The organism is Diaminobutyricibacter sp. McL0608 (assembly GCF_039613825.1).
Taxonomy (GTDB): domain Bacteria; phylum Actinomycetota; class Actinomycetes; order Actinomycetales; family Microbacteriaceae; genus Diaminobutyricibacter.
Genome location: NZ_CP154826.1, coordinates 3898597 through 3922775, shown reverse-complemented (window position 1 = coordinate 3922775; position 24179 = coordinate 3898597). Strand labels below are relative to the sequence as shown.

The following is a 24179-nucleotide window of genomic DNA, read 5'->3' as shown; positions in this document are numbered from 1 at the left end:
GATTAGCATGTCCGGCCACACAACCAGAAGTCGGGCGCCCCTCGCGGCGCGCATCCACCCATCCCACGCCCGCGAAAGGTGCCGGAAGTGCCCCAAACGGCGGCCGAAGGCCACTTCTCGCACCTCTCGCGCCGCGTCCGCAGCACCTCTCGCGCCGCATCCGCCGCGCCCCTGCCTACAACGCACGGATGATCTTCAGCCAAGTAAGAGAGGTACAGAAAGCAGTCTCACACCCGGGCCGACTAACATTCTCATAGTCACACGAGCCGGATCGGGAGACCTGTGGGCATACTGGACAACTTCGAGAAGGGTCTCGAGCGCGCCGTCAACGGTGCTTTCGCCAAGACTTTCCGGTCGGGGCTGCAACCGGTCGAGCTCACGAGCGCACTCCGCCGCGAACTCGACACGAAGGCCGCGATCGTCACACGCGACCGCATTCTCGCGCCCAATCGCTTCGTGCTGCGCATGTCCACCACCGACTACAACCGGATGCGCTCCATGGGCCCGACCCTCACCGACGAGCTCGTCTCCTACGTGCAGCAGTACGCGGCCGGCCAGCACTACCAGTTCGCCGGCGGCATCTCCGTCGATCTCGTCGAGGACCCGAGCCTGACCGAGGGCATCCTCACCGTCGAGTCCGAGAACGTCAAGACCGACATCGCCTGGACCCCCGTGCTCGACATCGGCGGCAAGCGCTATCCGATCGAGAAGGCGCACACGGTCATCGGCCGCGGCAGCGATGCGGACATCACGGTGGATGACACCGGCATCTCGCGCAAGCACGTGCAGATCACCTGGGACGGCCACCGCGCCCAGGTGCAGGACCTGGGTTCGACGAACGGCTCGCAGCTGAACGGCCAGCCCGTCACCAAGGCCCTGCTCGACCCGGATTCGGTGATCAGCATCGGCCGCACGCGTATCGTGTTCCGGGTGCTGCCTCAGGCGACCCCTATCGAGAAGTTCACCCCCGACCACGTCGACGACGTCACCCGCCGTCACGACATCGGCGGGTTCTGGAGCAAACCGTGAACCCGAGCGAGCTGACCCTCCTGGTCCTCCGGTTCGGCTTCCTCCTGCTGCTGTGGTTGTTCGTGTTCGGCATCGTCTATGCCTTGCGCAGCGACCTGTTCGGTCAGCGCGTGCGCAAACTGCAACCGGATGCGGCACAGCCCGCCGCCCCGGCGCCCGGGCCGACCCCGTTTCTCGCCACCCCGACTTCCGGGGCCACCGCTCCCACGATGCAGCCGCCGCCCGCATCCTCGCTTCCCACGGGCGCGAACACCGCGACCGGCAAACCGAAGGCGACCATCCTCAGCGCGGGCCGTCTCACCATCACGTCCGGTCCGAAACAGGGCACGGAGCTCGCGCTCGGCCGCGAACCTCTCACCATCGGTCGTTCGAGCGAGTCCGGCCTCGTCATCCGCGACGACTACACCTCGACCCACCACGCGCGTCTGCTGCTCTGGAACGACGAGTGGATGATCCAGGACCTCGATTCGACGAACGGCACCTTCCTCGACGGCAAACGCGTCACCGTCCCGACCCAGGTCCCCCTGAACACCCCGATCAAGATCGGCACGACGACTTTCGAGCTTCGGCGGTAGTGCGTGGCGTCCGCTAACCGAGCCGTCGCTGTTTCGCACGTCGGCAAGATCCGCTCCAACAACCAGGACTCCGCCTATGCCGGGCACGACCTGTTCGTCGTCGCCGACGGGATGGGCGGACACGCGGGCGGTGACGTCGCGTCTGCGATCGCTGTGAACCGCATCCGCGAGGCCGATAAGGAGTACGCGACGGCGTCCGAGGCCGAGTTCGCGCTGCAGTCGGCGCTGATCGCGGCGAACTCGCTTCTGGCGGAGACCGTGTTCGAGCATCCGGAACTGACCGGGATGGGCACCACCGTGAGCGCGATGGTGCGGGTCGGCAACCAGCTCGCCCTCGCCCACATCGGCGACTCCCGCATCTACCGGTTCCGCGACGGCGAGCTCACCCAGGTGTCGATCGACCACACCTTCGTGCAGCGGCTCGTCGACAGCGGGCGCATCACCGAGGAGGAGGCGATGGTGCACCCTCGCCGCTCGGTGCTGATGCGCGTGCTCGGTGACGTCGACGCCTCCCCCGAGATCGACACGTGGATCCTCGACACGCAGCCGGGCGATCGCTGGCTGATCTGCTCCGACGGGCTGAGCGGCGTCGTGAAGCATGACGACATGCTGGCCGCGCTTTCGATGCACGAGGGCCCGAAAGCGGTCGCCGACCGGCTGCTGAAGCAGAGTCTGGATGCTGGGGCGCCCGACAACGTCACCATCGTCATCCTCGACATCGCCGACACCGCCCGCGGTGAGACCGTGAAGGACCCGGTGACGGTCGGGTCCGCATCCGCCCCCCTCGCCTTCACGACCGACCTGAAGCCGGCCCGCGCGAACCGGATGCCCACCCTGCGCCTTCACCCGGTTCGCCCCGCGACCGGACCGACCCACTTCGAACCGCAGTCGGAGGACTACCTCGACGAGCTGATCGAAGAGGATGAGCGCCGTGCGCGGCGTCGCAGGATGACCTGGCTGATCGGCGTCATCGCGCTGATCGTGGCCATCGTGCTGGCCGCCCTGTTCGGCTATCAGTGGACCCAGACCCACTACTACGTCGGCTCGTCGCCCAACGGCAACGTCGCCGTCTACCAGGGTGTGCAGCAGAGCCTCGGGCCGATCGCGCTCTCCCACGTCTACGAGGAGTCGACCACCACCGTCAAGAGCCTTCCCCAGTACGACCAGCAACTCGTGGAGCAGACGATCAACGCCGACACTCTGAGTTCGGCCAGGCAGATCGTGGAACAGTTGACCGATGCCAGCAAACAGTAGCCAGACCGGTCTCGTGGACTCGCCGCGCCCTGCGACGAGTCCGCTGCCGATCAAACGGTTGCGGATGCCGAAGAAGCTGCGCAACCTCGAACTCGTCCTGCTGATCGTGGCGTGCGCGATCAACTCGGCGGCCGTCTGCCTCGTCCAGCTCGGCGCGCTCGGCCACCGGGATCTCACGCTCCTCTACCTCGGGCTCGGCCTCTCGGTCCTCGTCTTCGGGATGCACGTCGCGATGCGGTACGTCGCGCCGCAGGCAGACCCGTTCCTGCTGCCGATCGCGACCGTGCTCAACGGGCTCGGCATCGCGATGATCTACCGCATCGACATCCATTACGGGGACGCCGGCTGGGACAGTGCGGGCGTCCGCCAGATCGTCTGGAGCGCGATCGCGATCATCTGCGCGATCGGTGTCGTGCTGGTCATCCGCAACTACCGCATCCTGCAGCGCTACACCTACATCTTCGGGTTCGTCGCGCTGGCCCTCCTGCTGCTGCCGATGCTTCCCGGCATCGGCAAGGAGATCTACGGCGCGCGCGTCTGGATCGCCATCGGCCCGTTCAGCTTCCAGCCGGGCGAGATCGCGAAGATCGCGCTGGCGATCTTCTTCGCCGGCTACCTCGTGCAGCGGCGGGACTCGCTCTCTTTCGTGGGCAAGAAATTCCTGGGGATGCGCTTCCCGCGCCTCCGCGATCTCGGCCCGATCCTCATCGTCTGGCTGATGTCGATGGCGGTCATCGTCTTCCAGCGCGACCTCGGCACCGGTCTCCTCTACTTCGGACTGTTCCTCGTCATGCTGTACGTCGCGACCGCGCGGATCAGCTGGGTGATCATCGGCCTCGCGCTCATCATCGGCGGCGCGCTGATCGCCAGCCAGGTCCTCAGCTACGTCCATGGTCGCTTCGAGAACTGGCTGAATCCGTTCTCCGACCACGTCTACAACGCGACGGGCGGCAGCTATCAGCTGGTGCAGGGCCTCTTCGGGCTGGCGCACGGCGGCCTCATCGGCACCGGTCTCGGCCAGGGCCAGCCGTATGTGACGCCGCTGTCGCAGAGCGACTACATCATCGCGAGTCTCGGCGAGGAGCTCGGTCTCGCCGGCCTCTTCGCGATCTTCGCGCTCTACCTTCTGTTCGTCGCGCGCGGCTTCCGCATCGGCTTCGCCGGGCAGGACGACTTCGGCAAGCTCCTGGCCGTCGGCCTGTCGTTCACGGTCGCCCTGCAATGTTTCGTCGTCATCGGCGGCGTCACGCGGGTCATCCCACTGACCGGCCTGACCACCCCATTCCTCGCAGCCGGAGGTTCCTCACTCGTGGCCAACTGGATCATCGTCGCCCTCCTGCTGAGGGTGTCGGACTCCGTCCGCAACCAGCCGAGGCTGGTGGTGAGCTGATGAACCGTGAGATCAAACGCATCAGCATGGTCGTGCTGGCCATGTTCATCGCACTGATGGTGTCGACCTCGATCCTGCAGGTGTTCCAGGCGGATTCGCTCAGTGCGGATGCGCGCAACAGCCGCACGCTCTATGACAGCTACTCGGCCCAGCGCGGCGCCATCCTCGTCGCGAACCAGCCCGTCGCCCAGTCGATCCCGACGAAGGACGTCTACAAGTTCCAGCGCGTCTACAGCAACGGTCCGCTCTATTCGTCGGTCACCGGCTTCTTTCCGCTGGATGGGGCTCCGACCGGTCTCGAAGGCGCGCTCAACACCCAGCTCAGCGGCTCATCCAACTCGCAGTTCTTCGACCGCGTGAACGCGATCCTCACCGGCAAGAACCCGCAGGGCGCATCCGTCGAGACCACGATCGACCCGGTCGCGCAGAAAGCCGCCTACGACGCGCTCGGCGACTACCAGGGCGCGGTCGTGCTGATGGAGCCCAAGACGGGCAGGATCCTAGCGATGGTCTCGAAGCCCGACTACGACCCCAACGCCCTCGCCGGCCACGACACAGCGAAGGTCGACGCGACCTACAAGGCTCTGCTCGCGGCTCCCGGCGATCCGCTCATCAACCGCACGATCGGCGGCAACCTGAACCCGCCGGGGTCGACTTTCAAGCCGGTGATGAGCTCGGCCGCTTTCGGCACAGGCAAGTACACGAAGGACAGCCAGCTGCCCAACCCGCAGTCGCTGACGCTGCCGGGCACCAGCACGGTCGTGCACAACGACACGTTCACCACATGCGGCCCGGGTGCGACGGTCTCGATCGCCAACGCGCAGATCCTCTCCTGCAACATCCCGTTCGCCGAGCTCGGAATGCAGCTCGGCGGTCGCACCATCAAAGACCAGGCCGAGAAGTTCGGGTTCAACAAAGAGCTGTCTATCCCGGTCAAGGTCGAGCCGAGCGTCTACCCCGTCTACACCGATCCGGCGCAGGTCGCCCAGAGCGCGTTCGGGCAGCTCGACGACCGCGCGACCCCGCTGCAGATGGCGATGGTGTCGGCCGGAATCGCGAACGGCGGAGTCGTGATGTACCCGAACATGGTGGACTCGATCCGGTCGGCCAACCTGCAGCCGATCCAGTCGTTCACACCCCAGGTTCTCGACACGGCGACCTCGCCCGAGAACGCCGCGACGATCAAGCAGATGATGGTGGACGGCGTAAATCACGGCGTTGCCACTAATGCAAGAATAGACGGGGTCAGCGTGGGCGGTAAGACCGGTACAGCACAGAACGGCGAGGGCGAGCCGTACACGCTGTGGTTCACGGGGTTCGCGCCGGCGGAGAACCCTCAATTCGCTGTGGCGGTTGTTGTTGAAAATGGCGGTGGACAGGGCCAGAACGGCACCGGTAACTCCATCGCTGCTCCAATTGCGAAGAAAGTACTAGAGGCGGTGCTGAATAAATGAGACCCACAGCAGGGCTCACCTTCGGGGGACGATACGAGCTGCAGTCGCGCATCGCGATCGGCGGCATGGGAGAGGTCTGGCAGGCCACCGACCTCGTCATCGGACGTACCGTCGCGATCAAGATCCTGAAGGACGAGTACCTGGGTGACCCGGGCTTCCTCGAGCGGTTCCGCGCCGAGGCCCGTCACGCGGCTCTCGTCAACCACGAGGGCATCGCCAACGTCTTCGACTACGGCGAGGAGGAGGGCAGCGCCTACCTCGTGATGGAGCTCGTCCCGGGCGAGGCGCTCTCGACCGTCCTCGAGCGCGAGCACGTCCTGAGCACCGACAAGGTCCTCGACATCGTCGCCCAGACCGCCGCCGCCCTGCACGCGGCCCATGCCGCCGGTCTCGTGCACCGGGACATCAAGCCCGGCAACCTGCTGATCACTCCGGATGGCCGGGTCAAGATCACCGACTTCGGCATCGCCCGCATCGCCGACCAGGTTCCGCTCACTGCGACCGGTCAGGTCATGGGGACCGTCCAGTACCTCTCGCCCGAGCAGGCCAGCGGGCACCCCGCGTCGCCGACGACCGACATCTACTCGCTCGGAATCGTCGCCTACGAGTGCCTCGCGGGTCGTCGTCCGTTCACCGGCGAGTCGCAGGTCGCGATCGCCATGGCGCAGATCAACGAGGCGCCGCCTGAGCTTCCGCTGACCGTCTCCGAGCCGGTTCGCAACCTCGTCTTCGCGTGCATCGCGAAGAACCCGGCCGACCGCCCGGCCTCCGCCGCCCACCTCGCGCGCGCTGCGCAGGCGCTCCGGCGAGGGGATGTGCAGGCTGCGGCAGGCTCCGTGCCCGCGATCCTCGGCGGTGCTGCAGCCCTCACGGCTGCGACGACGGTCATGCCGTCGGGTCCGGCGGGCGACACCCAGGCGACGACGCTCCTTGCGGCCGCGCCGGTCGGTGGCGTCGGACCGGTCGATACCCTGCCTTCGACCACGACAAAGAAGCGCAGCCCCTGGACGTGGCCGCTGATCGCCCTCATCGCCCTGCTCGCCGTCGTGCTGATCGGTACGATCATCGCTCTCCTCGCCCAGCCGAAGGGTGCGAGCACACCACCACCGACGACGGCGACGACCACCACGACCCACTCAACACCGCCTCCCACGACTCCCTCTCCCACCCCGACGAGCACGACACAGCAGATCACTGAGTCCGACTTCCTCGGGAAGACGAGCGCCGAGGCCCGGAGCATGCTGCAGGCGCTCGGAATGGTCGCCAACGTGCAGACCGGAAGTGCGGCCACGAGCGCCGCGCAGGTCGACACCGTCTACTCCGTGAACCCGACCGGCCCGGTGCCGAACGGGTCCGAGATCACCGTCAAGGTCTATGGCCCGGTCGCCCCGGTCGCGCCGCCCACAGACGGGGTGACGGCCGCACCGCCGTCGCCGTACGTCCTGGGCACTTCGCCGGGTGACAAGATCGTGATCACGTTCGGCGCTGCGACCTGCCCAGCCGGCCAGAGGCTCGTCGGTCACCAGCTCTACGTGAACGGTGCGGGTCAGCAGCCCGTCACGACGGCGTCCACCACGTGGACACCGACCGCCGCTGGCACTTACCAGCTGACCTACACGATCTTCTGTGGCGAATCGGTCGAGTCGCCGCAGTCATCGCCGGCCGTCCCGTATACGGTCACTGCCGCTCCTTAGGTTCTGTCCAGAAAACGACCGGTACACTAACGAAGACCCTGCCCCTGACGAGGAGTTCGCATTGAGCCCAGATAGCCGCCTGCTCGCGGGCAGATATCAGGTGGGCGAGCTCATCGGGCGCGGCGGCATGTCCGACGTGCACCGGGGAACGGACACGCGTCTGGGGCGCACCGTCGCCATCAAGCTGCTCAAGCCTTCGCTCGCGACCGATCCTGCCTTCCGTACCCGCTTCCGCCAGGAGGCGCAGGCCGCGGCACGCATGGCGCATCCGACGATCGTCCGCGTGTTCGACGCCGGCGAAGAAACCGTCCGCGAGCCGAACGGGCACGAAGCGCAGTTGCCGTTCATCGTCATGGAGTACGTCGACGGCGTACTCCTCAAAGACCTGATCAAGGCGGGACCCCTCGACGCGGACGAAGCCGTGCGCATCGTCGAGGGCATCCTCACGGCGCTCGAGTATTCGCACCGTGCGGGCGTCGTGCACCGTGACATCAAGCCGGGCAACATCATGATCACCAAGGCCGGCCAGGTCAAGGTCATGGACTTCGGCATCGCGCGCGCCATCAGCGACTCGTCGGCGACGGTCGCTCAGACGACGGCGATCCTTGGCACGGCGAGCTACTTCTCGCCGGAGCAGGCGAAGGGCGAGTCGGTGGATGCGCGCACCGACCTCTATTCGACAGGCGTCGTCTTCTTCGAGATGCTCACGGGCCGGCCGCCGTTCCGCGGTGACACCCCCGTCGCCGTCGCCTACCAGCACGTCAGCGAAACGCCGGTCGCGCCCAGCTCCATCAACCACAAGGTCTCCCCGGCTCTCGACGTCGTCGTGCTCCACGCCCTGTCGAAGGACCGCTTCGAGCGGTACCAGACGGCCGCGGAGTTCCGGGCGGATGTGGAGACGGCCGGCGCCGGCCACGTTCCGATCCACAAAGAAGTCGACCCGCTCTCCGAGACACTGTTCGGCGCACCCCCCAGTGTGGTCTCCGGCCCCGAGGCCGCCTTCCGCCAGCTCGCCGAAGACCAGTCGATGGTCCGCACGCAGCGGCGCCCACCGGTCATCTGGATCTGGGCGGGCATCGCTGTAATGGCCGTCGTCGTGGTCGCAGTCCTGGCCTGGGTTCTTCGCCTCGCGCCGACCAATGAACTTCCGCCGACCTCGCGTGCCGTTCCGGCCCTTGCGGGCCAGACGATCGACCAGGCCACGGCAACGCTCGAAAAAGACAAGCTCAAGTGGACGCAGGCGCAGGAGTCCAGCGCCACCTACCCTGAGGGCCAGGTGGTCCGCACCGACCCGGCCGCTGGCATCATCCTGTCGACGGGCGACACGGTGACCATCTACGTCTCCACAGGCAAGAAGTCGGTCGCAGTTCCGGATGTGCACAACATGACCGAAGCGAATGCGAAGGCCGCGCTGACAGCGGCCGGCTTCACTCTGGGTCCCGTCACAACACAGAACTCGCCGAACGTCGCTGCGAACGTCGTCATCTCGACCGATCCGGCCGCGAACGCGAACGCGCACGAAGGCGATCCGATCGGGTTGACCGTCTCGAGCGGCAAGGTGACGCTGACAGATCTGGTGGGTCAGTCGATCCAGGCGGCCACAGGAATCCTCGCGCAACTCCAGCTGACGGCGAACCCGCAGCCCGACTCGAGTTGTCCGACGGAGCAGGGCACACTGGTGCACAGCCAGTCCCTGGCGCCGGGCGACGTCCCGCAGGGTTCGACGGTGACCATCACGTACTGCACGGGCTGAGGCCCTGGGCGAAGCTACGCCAGTTTGACCAGCGGATTCAGGTCGCGCGACGTTGCCTTGGCCCCTTCGAGTCCGGCCGCCTCGAGCCAGTTGCCGAGCATCCGGTAGCCGCCCTCGGTGAGCACCGATTCCGGGTGGAACTGCACGCCGTAGATGGGTGCCGTGCGATGCCGGAGGCCCATGATCACGCCTCCGGCCGTACGCGCCGTCACGATGAGGTCGTCGGGAACGGTGCCGTCGACGACGGCGAGCGAGTGGTAGCGCGTCGCGGTGAAGGGCTGTCCGACACCGTCGTAGAACTCACTGCCGTCGTGGGTGACGAGCGAGGTCTTTCCGTGCATGAGTTCTTCGGCGTTGGTGACGACAGCGCCGAACGCCTCGGCGATCGCCTGGTGGCCGAGGCAGACACCCAGGAGCGGCTGGTCGGTGCGAAGTGCCTCCCGCACCGTCGCAATGGACACTCCCGCCTCGGCAGGCTTGCCGGGACCGGGTGAGATGAGCACGGCGTCGTACTCGGCCAGGCGCGCCGGCACGTCGGCCTCGGTGAAATCGTCGTTGCGCACGACGTCCGTTTCGGCGCCGAGCTCCCGGAGGTAGCCGTTCAGCGTGTAGACGAAGCTGTCGTAGTTGTCGATGACGAGTACACGGGTCACGTGCCCACAGTTCCTTCCTGGTCGCCCAGCAGTGCGTCGACCCACGGGAAGACCCATGTGACGAGGGCGTAGAGAACGATCGCGATCAGAACGATCAGGATCAGGATGCGCACCCACACCGGACCGGGGAGCGCGCGCCACAGCGCTGCATACATTCTCTACCCTCCCTGTGCCTTGACCTGCGCGGCGATCTCTGCGGGCGGACCGACGCTCAACGGCTGCCAACTGTCGAACAGGGTGTAGGCGATGAGACGTTCACCCGCGTGGAACGGCGGATTGCAGGTCGTGATGGTCATGATGCGATCTTTCGGCGTTGCATTCTGCTGGCGCGGAACGGGATAGAGCACCGAGACGGCGGAGGGCTGAACGTATTCGAAGTTGCGGAACCGGTACGTGTACCACCCGTCTTTGGTCTGCACATAGATGGCGTCGTTCAGGCGCAGCTTGGAGAGGTCGATGAACGCGTTGCCCCACCCGCTGTCGTGCCCCGCCACAGCGAAGTTGCCGACCGCTCCCGGCATCTGGGTGTCCGGATAATGACCGACGCCGGCCGTATAACTGTTGAGCACCTGGTCCACATCGACCGTCTGCTTGATGATCCGTTTCCACTCCGGACCGAGCCGTGGAACATAGAGGACCGCGAACGGCTGGTAGGCGGCGGGAGCCGCCATGACCGGCGGCGGACCGTAGTCGGGCTTGTCCGACCCAGGCGTTTTCGTCGGCGTCGGCGTGGGTGCCGGGCTCGCGGACGCCTGATCGAGCCACTGCCGGCTCTGCGAAGCGGCGGCGTTCGTCTGCTGTCCGGCCAGCACGAGGCTGTTCCACCACACCTGCCAGCCGAGAAAGAGGAGCACGAGAACGCCCGCCGTGATGAGCAGTTCACCGATCACGCCGAGCACCGACGGACGGCGATGCGTCTTCGGTTCCGGCGGTGGTGTCCGCGCCTCAGCGCCGTCGCCGGGGGGCGTCGGGTCGAGGTCGGGTGACATGGGGACGATTCTAACGGCGCACCCAGTGAACGCACCGAGTTATCCACAGGCTGGGAAGCGACTGCGCAGGAGAGCGCGCGCAGAGTCTGCCCCGTGTTGTCCCGTACACTATTGACCTATGGCACGCACCAAGTCCCCGAGCAGATCCGAGCGCAACGACGCGCAGTCCGGCGAAGACGCCCCCAACCCGGTGTGGTTCAAGCCGGTGATGTTCGGCTTCATGCTCCTCGGCCTCATTTGGATCATCGTCTTCTACGTGAGCCAAAGCCAATATCCGATTCCCGCGCTCGGCGCGTGGAACATCCTCGTCGGTTTCGGGATCGCCTTCATCGGCTTCCTGATGACCACCCGGTGGCGCTGACCCCCTCCCGAGGGTCCGCAACAATGGGGACAATTACACCGCTGTAACTATCCCCAGTGTTAATAAACCTGTGGATAACTTTTCCACCGGCTAGACGAACAGGTGGACAGCGCTCAATCCGAGCAGGATGAGCGTCAGAAGGCTCATCAGGCCGACCTGCAGGTTGTGACGGGCCGGCGACCGCGTCTCCACGTAGATCAGACCGATCAGCGCACCCGCGATCAGTCCGCCGACGTGCGCCTGCCACGCGACGTTGAAGCCCGGGATGAACCCGATCACCAGGTTGATGCCCACGAGGATCAACAACTGGGTCGCATTGCCCCCCAGCCGCCGCTGGATGACCAGGAAGGCGCCGAGCAGACCGAAGATGGCGCCCGATGCGCCGAGCACCGGAGTCCCGGGCGACGCGAGGAACAGCACCCCGACCGACCCGGCCAGTCCGCTGAGCAGGAACAGCAGGAGGAAGCGCACCCGCCCGAGCAACGGTTCCAGCAGCGTTCCGAAGATCCAGAACGTGTACATGTTGAGTGCGATGTGCAGGATGCTCGCGTGCGCGAACACCGAGGTGAGCATCCGCCACGGTTCGAACTGCCCCGGATAGGAGTACGCACCGGCGTAGACGATCGCGTTCGTGACTGCGTCACCGATCCCGGGTAGGGACTGGAGGATGAACACGAAGACGCAGAGGCCGATGATGGCGTACGTGATCACCGGAGCGCCCCGGCCGGTCAGCCGAGTGATCACCTGCGGCTTGGTCCTGGGTGCCTCGGCGCGCTGCTGCTTCATGCACTCCGGGCAGATGACCCCGACAGGAGCCGGCGTCTGGCATTCCGGGCAGATCGTGCGCCCGCACCGCTGGCAGAGAATGTAACTTTGGCGGTCCGGGTGCCGGTAGCAAAAGGCAGCCCGGGTATCCGCGGGCTGTGTCATCTGAGCCCTAGGCCTGCTCGACCGTGACCGACTCGATCACGACGTCGTCGAGTGGACGGTCGCGTGCATCCGTCGGGAGGTCGGCGAGCTTGTCGATGACCTTGCGCGATGCCTCATCCTCTACCGCACCGAAGATGGTGTGCTTGCCCTGCAGCCAGGTCGTCGGTGCGACGGTGATGAAGAACTGCGAGCCGTTGGTGCCGCGGCCACCCTGGATGCCGGCGTTCGCCATCGCCAGCACATACGGCTCGGTGAAGTTCAGCTCAGGATTGATCTCATCGTCGAACTGGTAGCCCGGTCCACCGGTACCGGTGCCGAGCGGGTCGCCGCCCTGGATCATGAAGCCGGGGATGATGCGGTGGAAGATGACACCGTCGTAGAGCTTGTCGCTGCTGGTCGCACCGGTGGACGGATTGGTCCACTCGATCTCGCCTGTCGCGAGCCCGACGAAGTTCCTCACCGTCTTGGGGGCGTGGTTTCCGTAGAGGTTGACCTTGATGTCCCCGTAGTTGGTGTGGAGCGTGGCGACGGCGGTGTGCTTTGACATGAGGTCAATTCTTGCACAGGCGTTCGAACCTCTCGGGTTACCCTCAGCGCATTCGGTGGCAAGATGGAGACTGTTCGCTACACCACGCAATGGAGGTCCATATGAGCCTGACAAAGAAGCGTAAGAAGGAACTCGATCAACTGCGCAGTGCCGCTGAGCAACTGTGGGAGGAGCAGCAAGATCTCCTCGCGCGAGCGAACGCTGTGGCCAAGGAGGCCAGCAGGCAGGTCGGTCACCTGAACAGAGAAGAGGTGGCTCCGCGCGTTCGCGACAGCTACCACCAGTATGTCCGTCCGGGAATGGAAGCAACGAGCCGCCTGGCAGGCAGCGCGAAGGAGCGTCTGGTCCGCGACGGCATTCCCGCGATGGGATCGGCGATCGGCACTGCCATGTCGATGGCCGACTACGCACGCGACGCACGCGCCCGTTCCTATTCGGGCGAGCGCTCTCCCCGCAAGGTCGTCGTCGAAGAGAAGTCCGGCCACGGTGCCGGCAGCGCGATAGCGGTCATTCTCGGAGTCATCGCTGCGGTCGGCGTTCTCTACGCCGTCTGGCAGACGTTCCGTGCCGACGACGAGCTGTGGGTCGCCGACGAGGAGCCGGCGTCTCCCGCGAGCGAGTAGTTCGCGCTCATTCCGACTGAGGGCGGCGTCTCCGGGCGCCGCCTTCGGCGTCCCGCCGCGCCCGTCAGGCGGATGCGCCGATCAGCCCGAGCGCCACGTTCACCAGTTCCACGCGACGGTTGGGCACCTCACCGAGGCGGAACCAGGCCGCTTCGTCGGTCGTTCCTTCGAGTTCGTTGGTCAGCTTCCCCGACACGATGTGCGCCCGGTAGATGATGCGGATGGCGTGGAGCGGGCGGCCCGAACCGTCGAGCCGCTGGGTGGCCGGCACGATTCGCGAGTCGATGCCGAGCAATGCGTCGAGTTCGGCGCTGTAGCCCGTCTCCTCGAGGATCTCGCGTCGCGCAGCGTCGGCCGGATCCTCTCCTGCCTCGATTCCGCCGCCCGGGAGTGTCCACCCCGACCGCCCGGATTCGTTCCAATGGGCGAGCAGGATGCGCTCACCGTCGACGATCACCCCGTACGCAGCCACGCGGATATCCATTCCGTCACCCTACTGCTGCGGCATGCCGTGCATTGACGGTCCACCCGAAAGGGGGCTCTGCACACAGGGCGCGTTCACTGTACTTTCAGGTTTGTGTCCGTTGTCGAGGTGCAGCACGCATTCCGGACTCCCCTGCGCGCTCACGAGGCCCTCGACCGCGTCGAATCCCTCCTGACCCTGGACGGTCGCTGGGCCGTCATGTCCCGCCGCTCGGATCACGTGGTGGCAACCCGCCCACGTCCGTCGAAGTGGACACGTCCGTTCAGCCAGACCTCCGATGCGAGCGTCACTCTCTGGATCACCGAGGCCGACGAACCGACGTCCGGCGCCGTCATCATGGTCTCGGCCGTGCTCGACACGTCTCGCAGGCAGCACTCGAAAGAACTGAACCGCCTCGCGACCTACTTCGAGGGTTTCGGACTCCGCTTCAACACGTGACGCTCAGCAGGCGCAGTCGATCGCGCCGGCTCCGACCGGAGCGGTCAGTTCGTCCGTCTCACGTACCACCGGCCCGTCGTCGTCGACCACGGGCAGGCCTTCGCGAGCCCAGTATTCGAAGCCCCCGATCATCTCCCGCACGTCGTACCCGAGCAGGCTGAACTGGAGCGCCGCCTTGGTCGAGCCGTTGCATCCGGGCCCCCAGCAGTAGACGACGACCGGCGTCGACGGGTCGAAGAGGTCGGAAGCTCGCTCTGCGATCTCCGCCGTCGGCAGGTGGATGGCCTGGGGAACCCGGCCCTGGCGCCAGGCGGCCTCACCGCGGGTGTCGACCAGGACGAATCTCTCGCCGTTCTCGATGGCCGCGTGGACGTCGGACGGGTCGGTCTCGAACTGGAGTTTCGCCGCGAAATGCCGTGCGGCGTCGGTTTTCGAAGTCATGACCAACAGATTAGGCGGGACGGTCGCCAGTCGATCGCCGAACTGGCGCGTGCCGTGCACATGTCGAACAGTGCGGTGGCCGAACGGGTGCGCAGACCCGAGGAGGGCGGCGTGATTCGCGGCTATCGCGCGATCGTCGATCCTGAGCGTCTGGGGTACGGCATCCTCGAGGTGCTGGAAGCCCATCACCAGCGTCTCGTATTCGAGTCCGTTCGAAACCCGGCCGATCGTGCCACCGGGGTCACTGGCCGAGTGACCGGCCTGAGGGATTTACTGGTGCGAGCGTGATCTGCGTCGCAAGCGCGTATGCGGTCGGTTGATCGCTCTCGCCATCGACGAATACCCGCCCGATGATGAGAGCGGAGTTGTGGGGCGCCGAAATCTGGGTCAGGCCTTCCGGTACCGTTCCGTTCCAGCCGGGTGCGCTGAGAAGGTAGTCACCGGCCCCGGTGCCCGTCACCCGTTTGCCGACGTACGCGAAGTTGGCGCTCGTAGACGGGTCGGTGAACTGCAGGCTGTAGTACCGGCCGGCCGTGTCGGGCACATGCAGGACCTGTGGTCCGTTCCTCAGGTCGAGCCAGCCGGCTACGTAGAGCACATCGTCGGTTCCGGTTCCCATCAGGCTCCCGGTGGGCGAAGCGGAAGAGGTGCTCGGCTCGGCGTACAGGGTGTTCACGGGGATCGGGCCGGTGCCGAAACCACGCTTAAGGATCGCGCGCTTGAAGCCGCTGATCGTGATGCGCGGCCACAGGTAGAGGAACGTCGGCGCACCGATCGCCCACACAATGACGGCGGCGACGGCGAGGACCAGGACGTTGTTCCATCCTTGAGCGGCCCGGGAGTAGATGACCCACGCGAAGATCACCAGAATGATCGCTGTGATGGGGTAGGCGTATTTGATGATGAGGCGGTTCATCTCAGTGCGCCCTTTCGACCGGGGGCACACGGTAGGTGCCATCGAGGATCGCGGCGCCGGGCAAGTAGGCACGGAGCGTCAGCTTGAACTTCCCCTCAGGCGTTGACAGCCAGTTCTGCTCATGCCCGGGTGGGGAGTCGCGCTGGAGAAGGATGTCGATCGAACCGTCCGCGTTCCGGGCAAGGTCCGAACGATCGTTGAAACTCGACCGGCCGATCGGGGTGCTCACCATGTACCCGACGACGTCCGTGACAGTGAGCGACCAGAAGGCGTCATTCGGTGGAAGTTGCCCGGCCGGAAATCGCAGCACGTATTCGTGCGCACCGCTCAGTGTTATTCCGGCGCCATCCCTGGTGGTCGTCCAGTACGCGGCCTCTTCGAACACGTTGACGGCGGGTAGTGCTTTCGCGGCGGCGGCACGCACGAGGATTCCGTTTCCGGGCTGTTCGACCGTGACGACGGAGTTCCAGCCATTGGTGGTCGTTGCGATCGTCCGGCCGACCGCGTTCATCACGACGATCGCCGTGAGAAACGCCAGCGCCGCGCCGATGATCACGCCCTGCACGACTCCGGAGCCTGAGATCCACGCGAGAACACTTGCCATAGCGGCACCCTAGCGGCACGGGTGAGGAAAACTGTGGAGCCTAGGAGATTCGAACTCCTGACATCCTGCTTGCAAAGCAGGCGCTCTACCAACTGAGCTAAGGCCCCGAGATGGGATTTTTAGTTGTGGTGTTCTGGCGACTGGAGGAATGTGGCGGCGTGTACGTCGCATTTCTCCGCGTTCGCCGGGCGAGGACCGGCGAAGCCGGAAATCAACACCGTGGGGATACGAGGACTTGAACCTCGGACCTCTTCGTTATCAGCGAAGCGCTCTAACCGCCTGAGCTATATCCCCGAGTGCCCGATTGGGCGAATTAGAGACTACCTGATTCGTCTCGATTCTCCGAATCGGGCAGCGCTGCCTCAGTTGTTCGTGAATCCGACGAGCAGGCCGCCGGTGATCTTCACGCTCAGGTTGTAGAGCAGCGCGAAGATCGCGCCGAGGGCGGTGATCACCACGATGTCGAGGATGGCGACGATGAGCGAGAAGCCCATCACCTGGCCGAGCCCGAGAATCGACTTGAGGTCTGCTCCGCCGGCGCCCGAGATGTCTTTGAACAGGCTGTTGACCTGGTCGAAGATGCCGGTCTGGTTCAGCACCGTCCACACCAGGAACGTGCCGACGATCGCGATGATCGCGAGGCACAGCCCCACCAGGAACGACAACTTCACACTCGACCAGAAGTCGATGTAGACCAGCTTCAGCCGGACCTGCTTGGACGACGCCGGACGGCGCGACGACTTTCGGGCGAGCTTCTCAGCGACGCTACTACTCATCTACGGTCTCTTCCTTCCCGACGTCCTCTGATTCTTCATCACCCTCTTGGGAATCAAGGTTACGTTCGGTGTTCTTTGCCAGAGCGATGATTTTGTCGGTCTCGGCGAATCGTGCGAATACGACACCCATGGTGTCTCGGCCCTTGGCGGGTACCTCGGCCACGGCAGAGCGTACCACCTTGCCGCTGGCAAGAACCACAAGGACCTCGTCCTCTTCGTCCACGATCAGAGCGCCGACGAGGTCTCCCCGGTCGTCGTTCAACTTCGCGACTTTGATGCCGAGTCCACCGCGGTTCTGCAGCCGGTACTGGTCGGCGGCGGTGCGTTTCGCGTAGCCGCCTTCGGTCACGACGAAGACGTAGCCTTCGTCGGAGACGACGGATGCGTCGAGCAGTTTGTCTTCACCGCGGAAGTGCATTCCGATGACACCGGAGGTCGACCGGCCCATCGGCCGGAGTGCTTCATCGGATGCAGTGAAGCGGATCGACATGCCCTTGCGTGAGACGAGCAACAGGTCGGAATCCTCTTCGACGAGCAGCGCCGAGACCAGTTCGTCTTCTTCGCGCAGCTTGATCGCAATGATGCCGCCCGAACGGTTGGTGTCGTATTCGCTGAGCGCCGTCTTCTTGATCAGGCCGTCCCGCGTTGCGAGCACCAGGTACTTCGCCGCACTGTAGTCGCGGATGTCGAGGATCTCGGCGATCTCCTCATCCGGCTGCATCGCGAGCAGGTTGGCGACGTGCTGGCCTTTCGCGTCGCGGCCGGCCTCCTGCACCTCGTACGCCTTGGCGCGATAGACGCGTCCCTTCGTGCTGAAGAACAGCAGCCAGTGGTGCGTCGTGGTCACGAAGAAGTGGTCGACCACGTCTTCTCCGCGCAGCTGCGCGCCCTTCACACCCTTGCCGCCACGGTGCTGACTCCGGTAGTTGTCGCTGCGGGTGCGCTTGATGTAGCCACCGCGCGTGACGGTGACGACCATCTCTTCTTCGGGGATCAGGTCTTCAACACTCATGTCGCCGTCGAAGCCGAACATGATCTCGGTGCGACGGTCGTCCCCGTAGCGGTCGACGATCTCGGTGAGCTCGTCGCTGACGATGGTGCGCTGGCGAACCGGGTCGGCGAGGATCGCCTTGAAGTCCGTGATCTCGAGTTCGATCGCATCGTGCTCGTCGATGATCCTCTGGCGTTCGAGGGCGGCGAGGCGACGGAGTTGCATCGTGAGGATCGCGTCGGCCTGCACCTGGTCGACCTCGAGCAGACCCATCAGTCCTTCGCGGGCGTCGTCGACGGTCGGCGACCGGCGGATGAGCGCGATGACCTCGTCGAGGGCGTCGAGCGCCTTGAGGTAGCCGCGCAGGATGTGCGCACGCTCCTCGGCCTTGCGGAGCCGGTACTCGGTGCGCCGGACGATGACCTCGATCTGGTGGTCGACCCAGGCGGTGATGAATCCGTCGAGCGCCAGCGTGCGCGGAACGTTGTCGACGATCGCGAGCATGTTCGCGCCGAAGTTCTCCTGCAACTGTGTGTGCTTGTACAGGTTGTTCAGCACGACCTTCGCGACGGCGTCGCGTTTGAGCACGATCACCAGGCGCTGACCAGTGCGGCCGCTGGTCTCGTCGCGGATGTCCGCGATGCCGCTGACCTTGCCGTCTTTGACCAGGTCGGCGATCTTGATCGCGAGGTTGTCGGGGTTGACCTGGTATGGAAGCTCGGTCACGACGAGGCAGGTGCGACCCTGGATCTCGTCGATGTTGACGACAGCGCGCATCGTGATGGAGCCGCGTCCGGTGCGGTACGTGTCCTGGATGCCCTTGATCCCGAGGATCTGCGCGCCGGTCGGGAAGTCCGGTCCCTTGATGCGCTGGATGAGCGCCTCGAGCAGTTCTTCACGGGTCGCCTCCGGGTGGGCGAGGTGCCAGAGCGCACCCTCGGCCACCTCGCGCAGGTTGTGCGGGGGGATGTTCGTGGCCATGCCGACCGCGATTCCGACCGACCCGTTGACGAGAAGGTTGGGGAAGCGGGCCGGGAGAACGGCCGGCTCCTGGGTGCGGCCGTCGTAGTTGTCCTGGAAGTCGACGGTCTCCTCGTCGATGTCGCGGACCATCTCGAGGGCAAGCGGCGCCATCTTCGTCTCGGTGTACCGGGGTGCCGCAGCGCCGTCGTTGCCGGGCGAACCGAAGTTGCCCTGGCCGAGAGCCAGCGGGTAGCGCAGGCTCCACGGCTGCACGAGACGGACGAGCGCGTCATAGATCGCCGTGTCTCCGTGCGGGTGGAACTGGCCCATGACGTCGCCGACGACGCGGGCGCACTTCGAGAACGCCTTGTCGGGGCGGTAGCCGCCGTCGTACATCGCGTAGATCACGCGGCGGTGCACGGGCTTGAGGCCGTCACGGACCTCGGGCAGCGCACGACCGATGATCACGCTCATCGCGTAGTCGAGGTAGGAGCGCTGCATCTCCGACTGGAGGTCGACCTGGTCGATCCTGCCGTGCACGCCGTAGTCGATGGGAGCGTCCGCGGCGGCCGCCGGGTCGTCAGGGATGATGTTGTCAGATGTCAAGGAAGCGCACGTCCTTCGCGTTCTTCTGGATGAAATTGCGTCGTGACTCGACGTCTTCGCCCATCAGGGTGGCGAAGATCTCGTCGGCCGCGGCCGCGTCGTCGAGAGTCACCTGAAGCAGTGTCCGGGTCTCGGGGCTCATCGTGGTCTCCCACAGCTCCTTGTAGTCCATCTCGCCGAGACCCTTGTAGCGCTGCACTCCGTTGTCTTTCGGGATGCGCTTGCCTGCGGCGACCCCGTCAGCGAGCAGTGCGTCGCGTTCACGGTCGCTGTAGACGTACTGGTGCTCGGCGTTCGACCACTTCAGCCGGTACAGCGGCGGCTGGGCGAGGTAGACGTAGCCGAGCTCGATGAGCGGTTTCATGTAGCGGAAGAGAAGGGTGAGCAGCAGGGTCGTGATGTGCTGGCCGTCCACATCGGCATCCGCCATCAGCACGATCTTGTGGTAGCGCGCCTTCTCGGGGTTGAAGTCCTCGCCGATTCCCGCGCCGAACGCGGTGATCATGGCCTGGACTTCGTTGTTGGCGAGGGCACGGTCGAGCCGTGCCTTCTCGACGTTGAGGATCTTGCCGCGCAGCGGGAGGATCGCCTGGGTCTCCGGGTTGCGACCCTGAACAGCTGAACCACCGGCCGAGTCGCCCTCCACGATGAAGATCTCGGAGATCGACGGGTCCTTCGACTGGCAGTCCTTGAGCTTGCCCGGCATTCCGCCGCCCTCGAGGAGGCCCTTGCGACGAGCGGTCTCACGGGCCTTGCGGGCGGCGAGGCGTGCCGTCGCTGCCTGGAGTGCCTTGCGGATGATCTCCCTGGCCTGGTTCGGGTTGCGATCGAACCAGTCACCGAGCTGGTCGCCGACGACCTTCTGAACGAAGGCCTTGGCCTCCGTGTTGCCCAGCTTGGTCTTCGTCTGGCCTTCGAACTGCGGCTCCGACAGCTTCACCGAGATCACAGCGGTCAGCCCCTCGCGCACATCGTCGCCGGAGAGGTTGTCGTCCTTCTCCTTGAGGATGCCCTTCTCGCGCGCGTACCGGTTCACCAGGGTGGTGAGTGCCGCGCGGAAGCCCTCTTCGTGGGTTCCGCCCTCGTGCGTGTTGATGGTGTTGGCGTAGGTGAAGACACTCTCGTTGTAGCCGGTCGTCCACTGCATCGCCACTTCGAGCGCGATCTTGCGATCGGTGTCCTCGGACTCGAAGGAGATGATCTCGTCGTTGACGAGTTCGGCCTTCTTGGCGGTGTTCAGGTAGTGCACGTAGTCGGTGAGACCCTGTTCGTACAGGTAGACGTCGGTCTGCGGTTCTTCTTCAGGGTCTTCAGTCGGACGCTCGTCGGTCAGAGCGATACGCAGGCCTTTGTTGAGGAACGCCATCTGCTGGAAGCGGATGCGGAGCGTCTCGTAGTCGAACTCGGTCGTCTCGAACGTCTCGGCGCTCGGCCAGAACGTGATCGTCGTACCGCTCTCGTCCGAGGGTTCGCCCTTTTCGAGCGGCGCGACGGGGACACCGTTGCGGTAGCTCTGGGTCCACTTGTGACCCTGCCGGCGTACTTCGATATCGAGCCGGCTCGACAGCGCGTTCACCACGGAGCTGCCGACGCCGTGCAGGCCGCCGGAGACCGCGTACCCGCCACCGCCGAACTTTCCGCCGGCGTGGAGGATGGTGAGTACGACCTCGACCGTCGACTTCTTCTCGACCGGGTGGATGTCGACCGGAATGCCACGGCCGTTGTCGTCGACGCGCACGGCGCCGTCGGGCATGATCGTCACTTCGATGTTGTCGGCGTGGCCGGCCAGCGCCTCATCGACCGAGTTGTCGACGATTTCGTAGACTAGGTGGTGGAGCCCACGCGGACCAGTGGAACCGATGTACATTCCGGGACGTTTGCGAACGGCTTCAAGACCTTCGAGGACCTGGATTTCGTTGGCACCGTAGTCGTGTTCCGTCTCGGCTTTCGTAGGTTCCATCGTCATATGAAATTAGGCTCCTGACCGCACTCAGTGTGACCTATTCATTCTACCAAGAGCGGGGCGGCGGAAAGGCCAAAATCGCCCGTCTGACGCGTTTATTCTGCGTCGGTGACCTCTTTTGCGTTCTCAACCGTAGGTATCGCGCGGACCACGCCCTGGAATTGATCTGGGACCTCTTTTCCAGGAGGGTGCCTCTGGCCCCTGGAAACGGATCGACTGGATGCCCGCGTCGGGGAACCGGACGGCGATCCGCGTCATGAGCTCGGTGCGCATGATCCGCAGCTGTGTCGCCCACGCCGTCGACTCGCACGAGACGGTGAGAACGCCCTCGCTGATGCCGATCGGTGTCGAATGCTTCGCGGTCTCGTCGCCGGCGAGGTCGACCCATCCCTCCATCAGCTCCGACTGTGCGAGAGGCGAGCTCCAGCCGAGTTCGCTGGTGAGCGCATCCACGATGTTGCCGAGTCCGCGCGGGTCGCGCCCGACACCGAACGGAACGCTGGCCCCGTCATCCTGATCCTTCACCCGCCGGGACCGGCGTGCCCGTGCCGGGACGCCGCCGAACAGTTCGCGAAAGCGCAGATAGACGGCTGACGCCTCACTCTGCTCCCCTGCGCCGTCGCCGGGAATCCGCTCCTCAGGCATCGACGACCGCACCCCCCTCGATTCGCACTGTGTGCGCCGTCAGCTCTTTCGGCACGTCGTCGAAGACGGCAGCGGTGATCAGCACCTGCTCGAAATCGTGAACGGCCGCCGCGAGCATCCGCCGTCTCGCCTGGTCGAGCTCGGCGAACACGTCGTCGAGGATGAGCACCGGGTCTCCGGTCGTCGACTCGCGACGGAGAAGCTCGGCGGATGCGAGCTTCAGAGCGAGCGCGAACGACCAGGACTCGCCATGGCTGGCATACCCCTTCGCAGGCAGGCCGTTGAGCTCGAAAAGGATGTCGTCGCGGTGGGGACCGACGAGCGTGATGCCGCGGTCCAGCTCCTTCCGTCGCACCGCGGCGAGGGATGCGCGGAAAGCGGATGCCGTATCCGCCGCTTCGCCTGCCTCGGCCTCGGTGCCGGGTGCCAGCGGATCCGCCCGGCCCGCTCCATCGTCGGAATCCTCGACCGCGGCACCCCGGATCGTGAGCAGCGGAATCAGCTTCGGGTGATGATCGTCGCCCGCGACCGAGCGGTAGGCGGCGGCGATCGGGTCGCCCAGGCGCGCGACCAGCTCGACACGGGCATCCACGATCTCCGACCCGAGGCCGACAAGACGTTCATCCCAGATCTCGAGGGTGGTGAGTTGCGATTCGCGCAATCCCGAAGCGCGCGCCGACTTCAGCAGGGAGTTCCGCTGACGGAGCACCCGGTCGTAATCGGCGAGCACGCCGGCCAGACGCGGATTCCGCTGTACGAGCAGTTGGTCGATATAGCGGCGGCGGATGCCCGGCTCACCACGCACCAGCGCCAGGTCTTCCGGCGCGAACAGGACGCTGGAGAAGTAGCGCGGCAGCTCCCGCGGCTTGATCGGCGAGCGGTTCACCTGCGCCCGGTTCGCTGTCGAACGGTTGAGTTGCACCTCGATGAGCAGTTCACGGCCGTCGTGCGCGATGCGCGCACGCACGATCGCCGCGTCCGCACCCTGTCGAATCATGGCCTGATCGCTCGAGACGCGATGCGACCCGAGCGTGCTCAGGTAGCCGAGGGACTCGACGAGATTCGTCTTTCCCTGACCGTTGCGACCCACGAACAGGTTGGGACCTGCTGCCAGCGGGACCTCCGCGGTCGAATAGTTGCGGAAGTCGGTCAGCGAGAGGTGGGTGACGCGCACTCTGTTCGGTCGTCGCGCAGGTCAGTCGACGGCTTTGACTGCGTGGCCACCGAACTGGTTGCGCAGTGCGGCCACGGCCTTCATCGCCGGCGAATCCTTCTGCCGCGACACGAAGCGGGCGAAGATCGAGGCGCTGATCGTCGGCACCGGCACGGCATTCTCCAGCGCTTCCTCGATCGTCCAGCGGCCTTCGCCGGAATCCTGCACGTAGCCTTCGATGTGCTCGAACTCGGGGTCCTGCTCCAGGGCACGGACGAGCAGCTCGAGCAACCAGGAACGCACGACTGTTCCGCGCTGCCAGGCCTTGAAGGTGCCGGTGACGTCCTTGATGATGTCCTTACGGGTGTCGAGGAGTTCGTAACCCTCCGCGTAGGCCTGCATCAGCGCGTACTCGATGCCGTTGTGCACCATCTTGGCGTAGTGACCGGCGCCGACCTCGCCCACATGCACGAATCCTTCGTCACGCGGACCGTCAGGGCGCAGCGCGTCGAAGACCGGCATCACACGCTCGACCTGCGTGGCACTCCCGCCGACCATCAGGCCGTAACCGTTCTGGAGACCCCACACGCCACCCGAGACGCCGGCATCCATGAAGTCGACACCCTTCGGGGCGAGCTGCTCGGAGTGCTTGAAGTCCTCGGTGAACCGGGAGTTGCCTCCGTCGATGACGAGGTCGCCCTTCTCCAGGAGGGGTTCGAGGTCGTTGACCACCGCATCCGTGACGTGGCCGGCGGGAACCATGATCCAGACCACACGCGGCGTCGGAAGAGCCGCGACGAGATCGGCGACCGTGGCGACATCGGACACGTCAGGGTTCGTGTCGTACCCGGTCACCTCGATTCCCTTTTTCTCGAGGCGGGCACGCATGTTGTTGCCCATTTTTCCGAGACCGATGAGGCCGATGTGCATGGGGGTTCTCGCTTTCT

26 protein-coding genes and 2 tRNA genes are annotated in these 24179 nt (G+C 65.4%); 11 read left to right on the top strand and 17 right to left on the bottom strand.

Translation table 11 applies throughout. The features are described from left to right. Positions 1 to 282 precede the first annotated feature (282 nt). The 7 genes from AAYO93_RS18830 to pknB all read left to right on the top strand — a co-directional run bounded on the left by AAYO93_RS18830 (position 283) and on the right by pknB (position 9149). On the top strand, positions 283 to 1029 hold the full coding sequence (locus AAYO93_RS18830; RefSeq protein ID WP_345762717.1) for a DUF3662 and FHA domain-containing protein: 747 nt from the start codon (positions 283 to 285) through the stop codon (positions 1027 to 1029). Continuing rightward, positions 1026 to 1604 carry an FHA domain-containing protein FhaB/FipA gene (locus AAYO93_RS18825; protein WP_345762716.1) on the top strand — a complete coding sequence of 193 codons (579 nt, stop codon included), beginning with the start codon at positions 1026 to 1028 and terminating at the stop codon, positions 1602 to 1604. The genes AAYO93_RS18830 and AAYO93_RS18825 overlap by 4 nt, the downstream gene beginning before the upstream one ends. A 3-nt stretch (positions 1605 to 1607) precedes the next feature. Beyond that, positions 1608 to 2858 (top strand): PP2C family protein-serine/threonine phosphatase, encoded by a 1251-nt coding sequence (locus tag AAYO93_RS18820; protein ID WP_345762715.1) that lies wholly within the window; start codon positions 1608 to 1610, stop codon positions 2856 to 2858. A gap of 64 nt (positions 2859 to 2922) precedes the next feature. Then, entirely contained in the window at positions 2923 to 4248 is a 1326-nt protein-coding gene (locus AAYO93_RS18815) for an FtsW/RodA/SpoVE family cell cycle protein (protein ID WP_345764921.1), read from the top strand. After that, positions 4248 to 5702, top strand: a complete 1455-nt coding sequence (locus AAYO93_RS18810; protein ID WP_345762714.1) for a peptidoglycan D,D-transpeptidase FtsI family protein — start codon at positions 4248 to 4250, stop codon at positions 5700 to 5702. The genes AAYO93_RS18815 and AAYO93_RS18810 overlap by 1 nt, the downstream gene beginning before the upstream one ends. Continuing rightward, positions 5699 to 7396, top strand: a complete 1698-nt coding sequence (locus AAYO93_RS18805) for a protein kinase domain-containing protein (RefSeq protein ID WP_345762713.1) — start codon at positions 5699 to 5701, stop codon at positions 7394 to 7396. The genes AAYO93_RS18810 and AAYO93_RS18805 overlap by 4 nt, the downstream gene beginning before the upstream one ends. 61 nt (positions 7397 to 7457) lie before the next feature. Beyond that, entirely contained in the window at positions 7458 to 9149 is a 1692-nt protein-coding gene (pknB, locus tag AAYO93_RS18800; protein WP_345762712.1) for a Stk1 family PASTA domain-containing Ser/Thr kinase, read from the top strand. A gap of 14 nt (positions 9150 to 9163) precedes the next feature. On the opposite strand, the gene AAYO93_RS18795 is transcribed toward pknB, so the two are convergent. Genes AAYO93_RS18795 through AAYO93_RS18785 form a run of 3 tightly spaced genes read right to left on the bottom strand, consistent with a single transcriptional unit; the run spans position 9164 to position 10791 of the window. Then, the gene (locus AAYO93_RS18795; protein WP_345762710.1) at positions 9164 to 9802 is read right to left on the bottom strand and encodes an anthranilate synthase component II; all 639 of its coding nucleotides are present in this window, start codon (positions 9800 to 9802) and stop codon (positions 9164 to 9166) included. After that, the gene (locus tag AAYO93_RS18790) at positions 9799 to 9957 is read right to left on the bottom strand and encodes a hypothetical protein (RefSeq protein ID WP_345762709.1); all 159 of its coding nucleotides are present in this window, start codon (positions 9955 to 9957) and stop codon (positions 9799 to 9801) included. Before AAYO93_RS18790 ends, AAYO93_RS18795 begins: the two co-directional genes overlap by 4 nt. 3 nt (positions 9958 to 9960) lie before the next feature. After that, positions 9961 to 10791, bottom strand: a complete 831-nt coding sequence (locus tag AAYO93_RS18785) for a class E sortase (RefSeq protein WP_345762708.1) — start codon at positions 10789 to 10791, stop codon at positions 9961 to 9963. A gap of 118 nt (positions 10792 to 10909) precedes the next feature. Here AAYO93_RS18785 and AAYO93_RS18780 point away from each other — a divergent pair, with 118 nt between their 5' ends. Beyond that, complete coding sequence (locus AAYO93_RS18780) at positions 10910 to 11152, top strand: cell division protein CrgA (RefSeq protein WP_345762707.1); 243 nt, start codon at positions 10910 to 10912, stop codon at positions 11150 to 11152. A gap of 90 nt (positions 11153 to 11242) precedes the next feature. Here the strand turns inward: AAYO93_RS18780 and AAYO93_RS18775 are convergent, their stop codons facing one another. After that, a complete protein-coding gene (locus AAYO93_RS18775) occupies positions 11243 to 11938 on the bottom strand; it encodes a rhomboid family intramembrane serine protease (protein ID WP_345762706.1) in 696 nt (231 codons plus the stop codon). A 151-nt stretch (positions 11939 to 12089) separates the two neighbouring features. Next, the gene (locus tag AAYO93_RS18770; protein ID WP_345762705.1) at positions 12090 to 12629 is read right to left on the bottom strand and encodes a peptidylprolyl isomerase; all 540 of its coding nucleotides are present in this window, start codon (positions 12627 to 12629) and stop codon (positions 12090 to 12092) included. Between the two features lie 101 nt (positions 12630 to 12730). On the opposite strand from AAYO93_RS18770, the gene AAYO93_RS18765 reads away from it, so the two are divergent. Beyond that, on the top strand, positions 12731 to 13252 hold the full coding sequence (locus AAYO93_RS18765; protein WP_345762704.1) for a hypothetical protein: 522 nt from the start codon (positions 12731 to 12733) through the stop codon (positions 13250 to 13252). A 64-nt stretch (positions 13253 to 13316) separates the two neighbouring features. Here the strand turns inward: AAYO93_RS18765 and AAYO93_RS18760 are convergent, their stop codons facing one another. Beyond that, positions 13317 to 13736, bottom strand: a complete 420-nt coding sequence (locus AAYO93_RS18760; RefSeq protein ID WP_345762703.1) for an NUDIX hydrolase — start codon at positions 13734 to 13736, stop codon at positions 13317 to 13319. 93 nt (positions 13737 to 13829) lie between these two features. Between AAYO93_RS18760 and AAYO93_RS18755 the strand changes: the two genes are divergently transcribed. Then, positions 13830 to 14174 (top strand): hypothetical protein, encoded by a 345-nt coding sequence (locus tag AAYO93_RS18755; protein WP_345762702.1) that lies wholly within the window; start codon positions 13830 to 13832, stop codon positions 14172 to 14174. Between the two features lie 3 nt (positions 14175 to 14177). On the opposite strand, the gene AAYO93_RS18750 is transcribed toward AAYO93_RS18755, so the two are convergent. After that, positions 14178 to 14615 carry a rhodanese-like domain-containing protein gene (locus AAYO93_RS18750; protein WP_345762701.1) on the bottom strand — a complete coding sequence of 146 codons (438 nt, stop codon included), beginning with the start codon at positions 14613 to 14615 and terminating at the stop codon, positions 14178 to 14180. Here AAYO93_RS18750 and AAYO93_RS18745 point away from each other — a divergent pair. Further along, positions 14586 to 14903, top strand: a complete 318-nt coding sequence (locus tag AAYO93_RS18745; RefSeq protein WP_345762700.1) for an Lrp/AsnC family transcriptional regulator — start codon at positions 14586 to 14588, stop codon at positions 14901 to 14903. The genes AAYO93_RS18750 and AAYO93_RS18745 overlap by 30 nt on opposite strands. On the opposite strand, the gene AAYO93_RS18740 is transcribed toward AAYO93_RS18745, so the two are convergent. From AAYO93_RS18740 to gnd, 10 genes are all read right to left on the bottom strand, one after another. Next, positions 14857 to 15531, bottom strand: a complete 675-nt coding sequence (locus AAYO93_RS18740; RefSeq protein WP_345762699.1) for a DUF1254 domain-containing protein — start codon at positions 15529 to 15531, stop codon at positions 14857 to 14859. The two genes, AAYO93_RS18745 and AAYO93_RS18740, sit on opposite strands and share 47 nt — an antisense overlap. Before the next feature lies 1 nt (position 15532). After that, on the bottom strand, positions 15533 to 16135 hold the full coding sequence (locus tag AAYO93_RS18735) for a DUF1214 domain-containing protein (protein WP_345762698.1): 603 nt from the start codon (positions 16133 to 16135) through the stop codon (positions 15533 to 15535). Positions 16136 to 16169: 34 nt separating this feature from the next. After that, a tRNA-Ala gene (locus tag AAYO93_RS18730) sits at positions 16170 to 16242 on the bottom strand. A gap of 113 nt (positions 16243 to 16355) precedes the next feature. Beyond that, a tRNA-Ile gene (locus tag AAYO93_RS18725) sits at positions 16356 to 16429 on the bottom strand. A gap of 68 nt (positions 16430 to 16497) precedes the next feature. Beyond that, positions 16498 to 16911 carry a DUF3566 domain-containing protein gene (locus AAYO93_RS18720; RefSeq protein ID WP_345762697.1) on the bottom strand — a complete coding sequence of 138 codons (414 nt, stop codon included), beginning with the start codon at positions 16909 to 16911 and terminating at the stop codon, positions 16498 to 16500. Then, entirely contained in the window at positions 16904 to 19453 is a 2550-nt protein-coding gene (gene gyrA, locus AAYO93_RS18715) for a DNA gyrase subunit A (protein WP_345764920.1), read from the bottom strand. The genes AAYO93_RS18720 and gyrA overlap by 8 nt, the downstream gene beginning before the upstream one ends. A 7-nt stretch (positions 19454 to 19460) precedes the next feature. Then, positions 19461 to 21437, bottom strand: a complete 1977-nt coding sequence (gene gyrB, locus AAYO93_RS18710) for a DNA topoisomerase (ATP-hydrolyzing) subunit B (protein WP_345762696.1) — start codon at positions 21435 to 21437, stop codon at positions 19461 to 19463. 123 nt (positions 21438 to 21560) lie between these two features. Continuing rightward, positions 21561 to 22079, bottom strand: a complete 519-nt coding sequence (locus AAYO93_RS18705) for a DUF721 domain-containing protein (RefSeq protein ID WP_345762695.1) — start codon at positions 22077 to 22079, stop codon at positions 21561 to 21563. After that, positions 22072 to 23253, bottom strand: a complete 1182-nt coding sequence (gene recF, locus AAYO93_RS18700; protein WP_345762694.1) for a DNA replication/repair protein RecF — start codon at positions 23251 to 23253, stop codon at positions 22072 to 22074. Before recF ends, AAYO93_RS18705 begins: the two co-directional genes overlap by 8 nt. Before the next feature lie 21 nt (positions 23254 to 23274). After that, on the bottom strand, positions 23275 to 24162 hold the full coding sequence (gene gnd / locus AAYO93_RS18695; RefSeq protein WP_345762693.1) for a phosphogluconate dehydrogenase (NAD(+)-dependent, decarboxylating): 888 nt from the start codon (positions 24160 to 24162) through the stop codon (positions 23275 to 23277). Between the last annotated feature and the right edge of the window lie 17 nt (positions 24163 to 24179).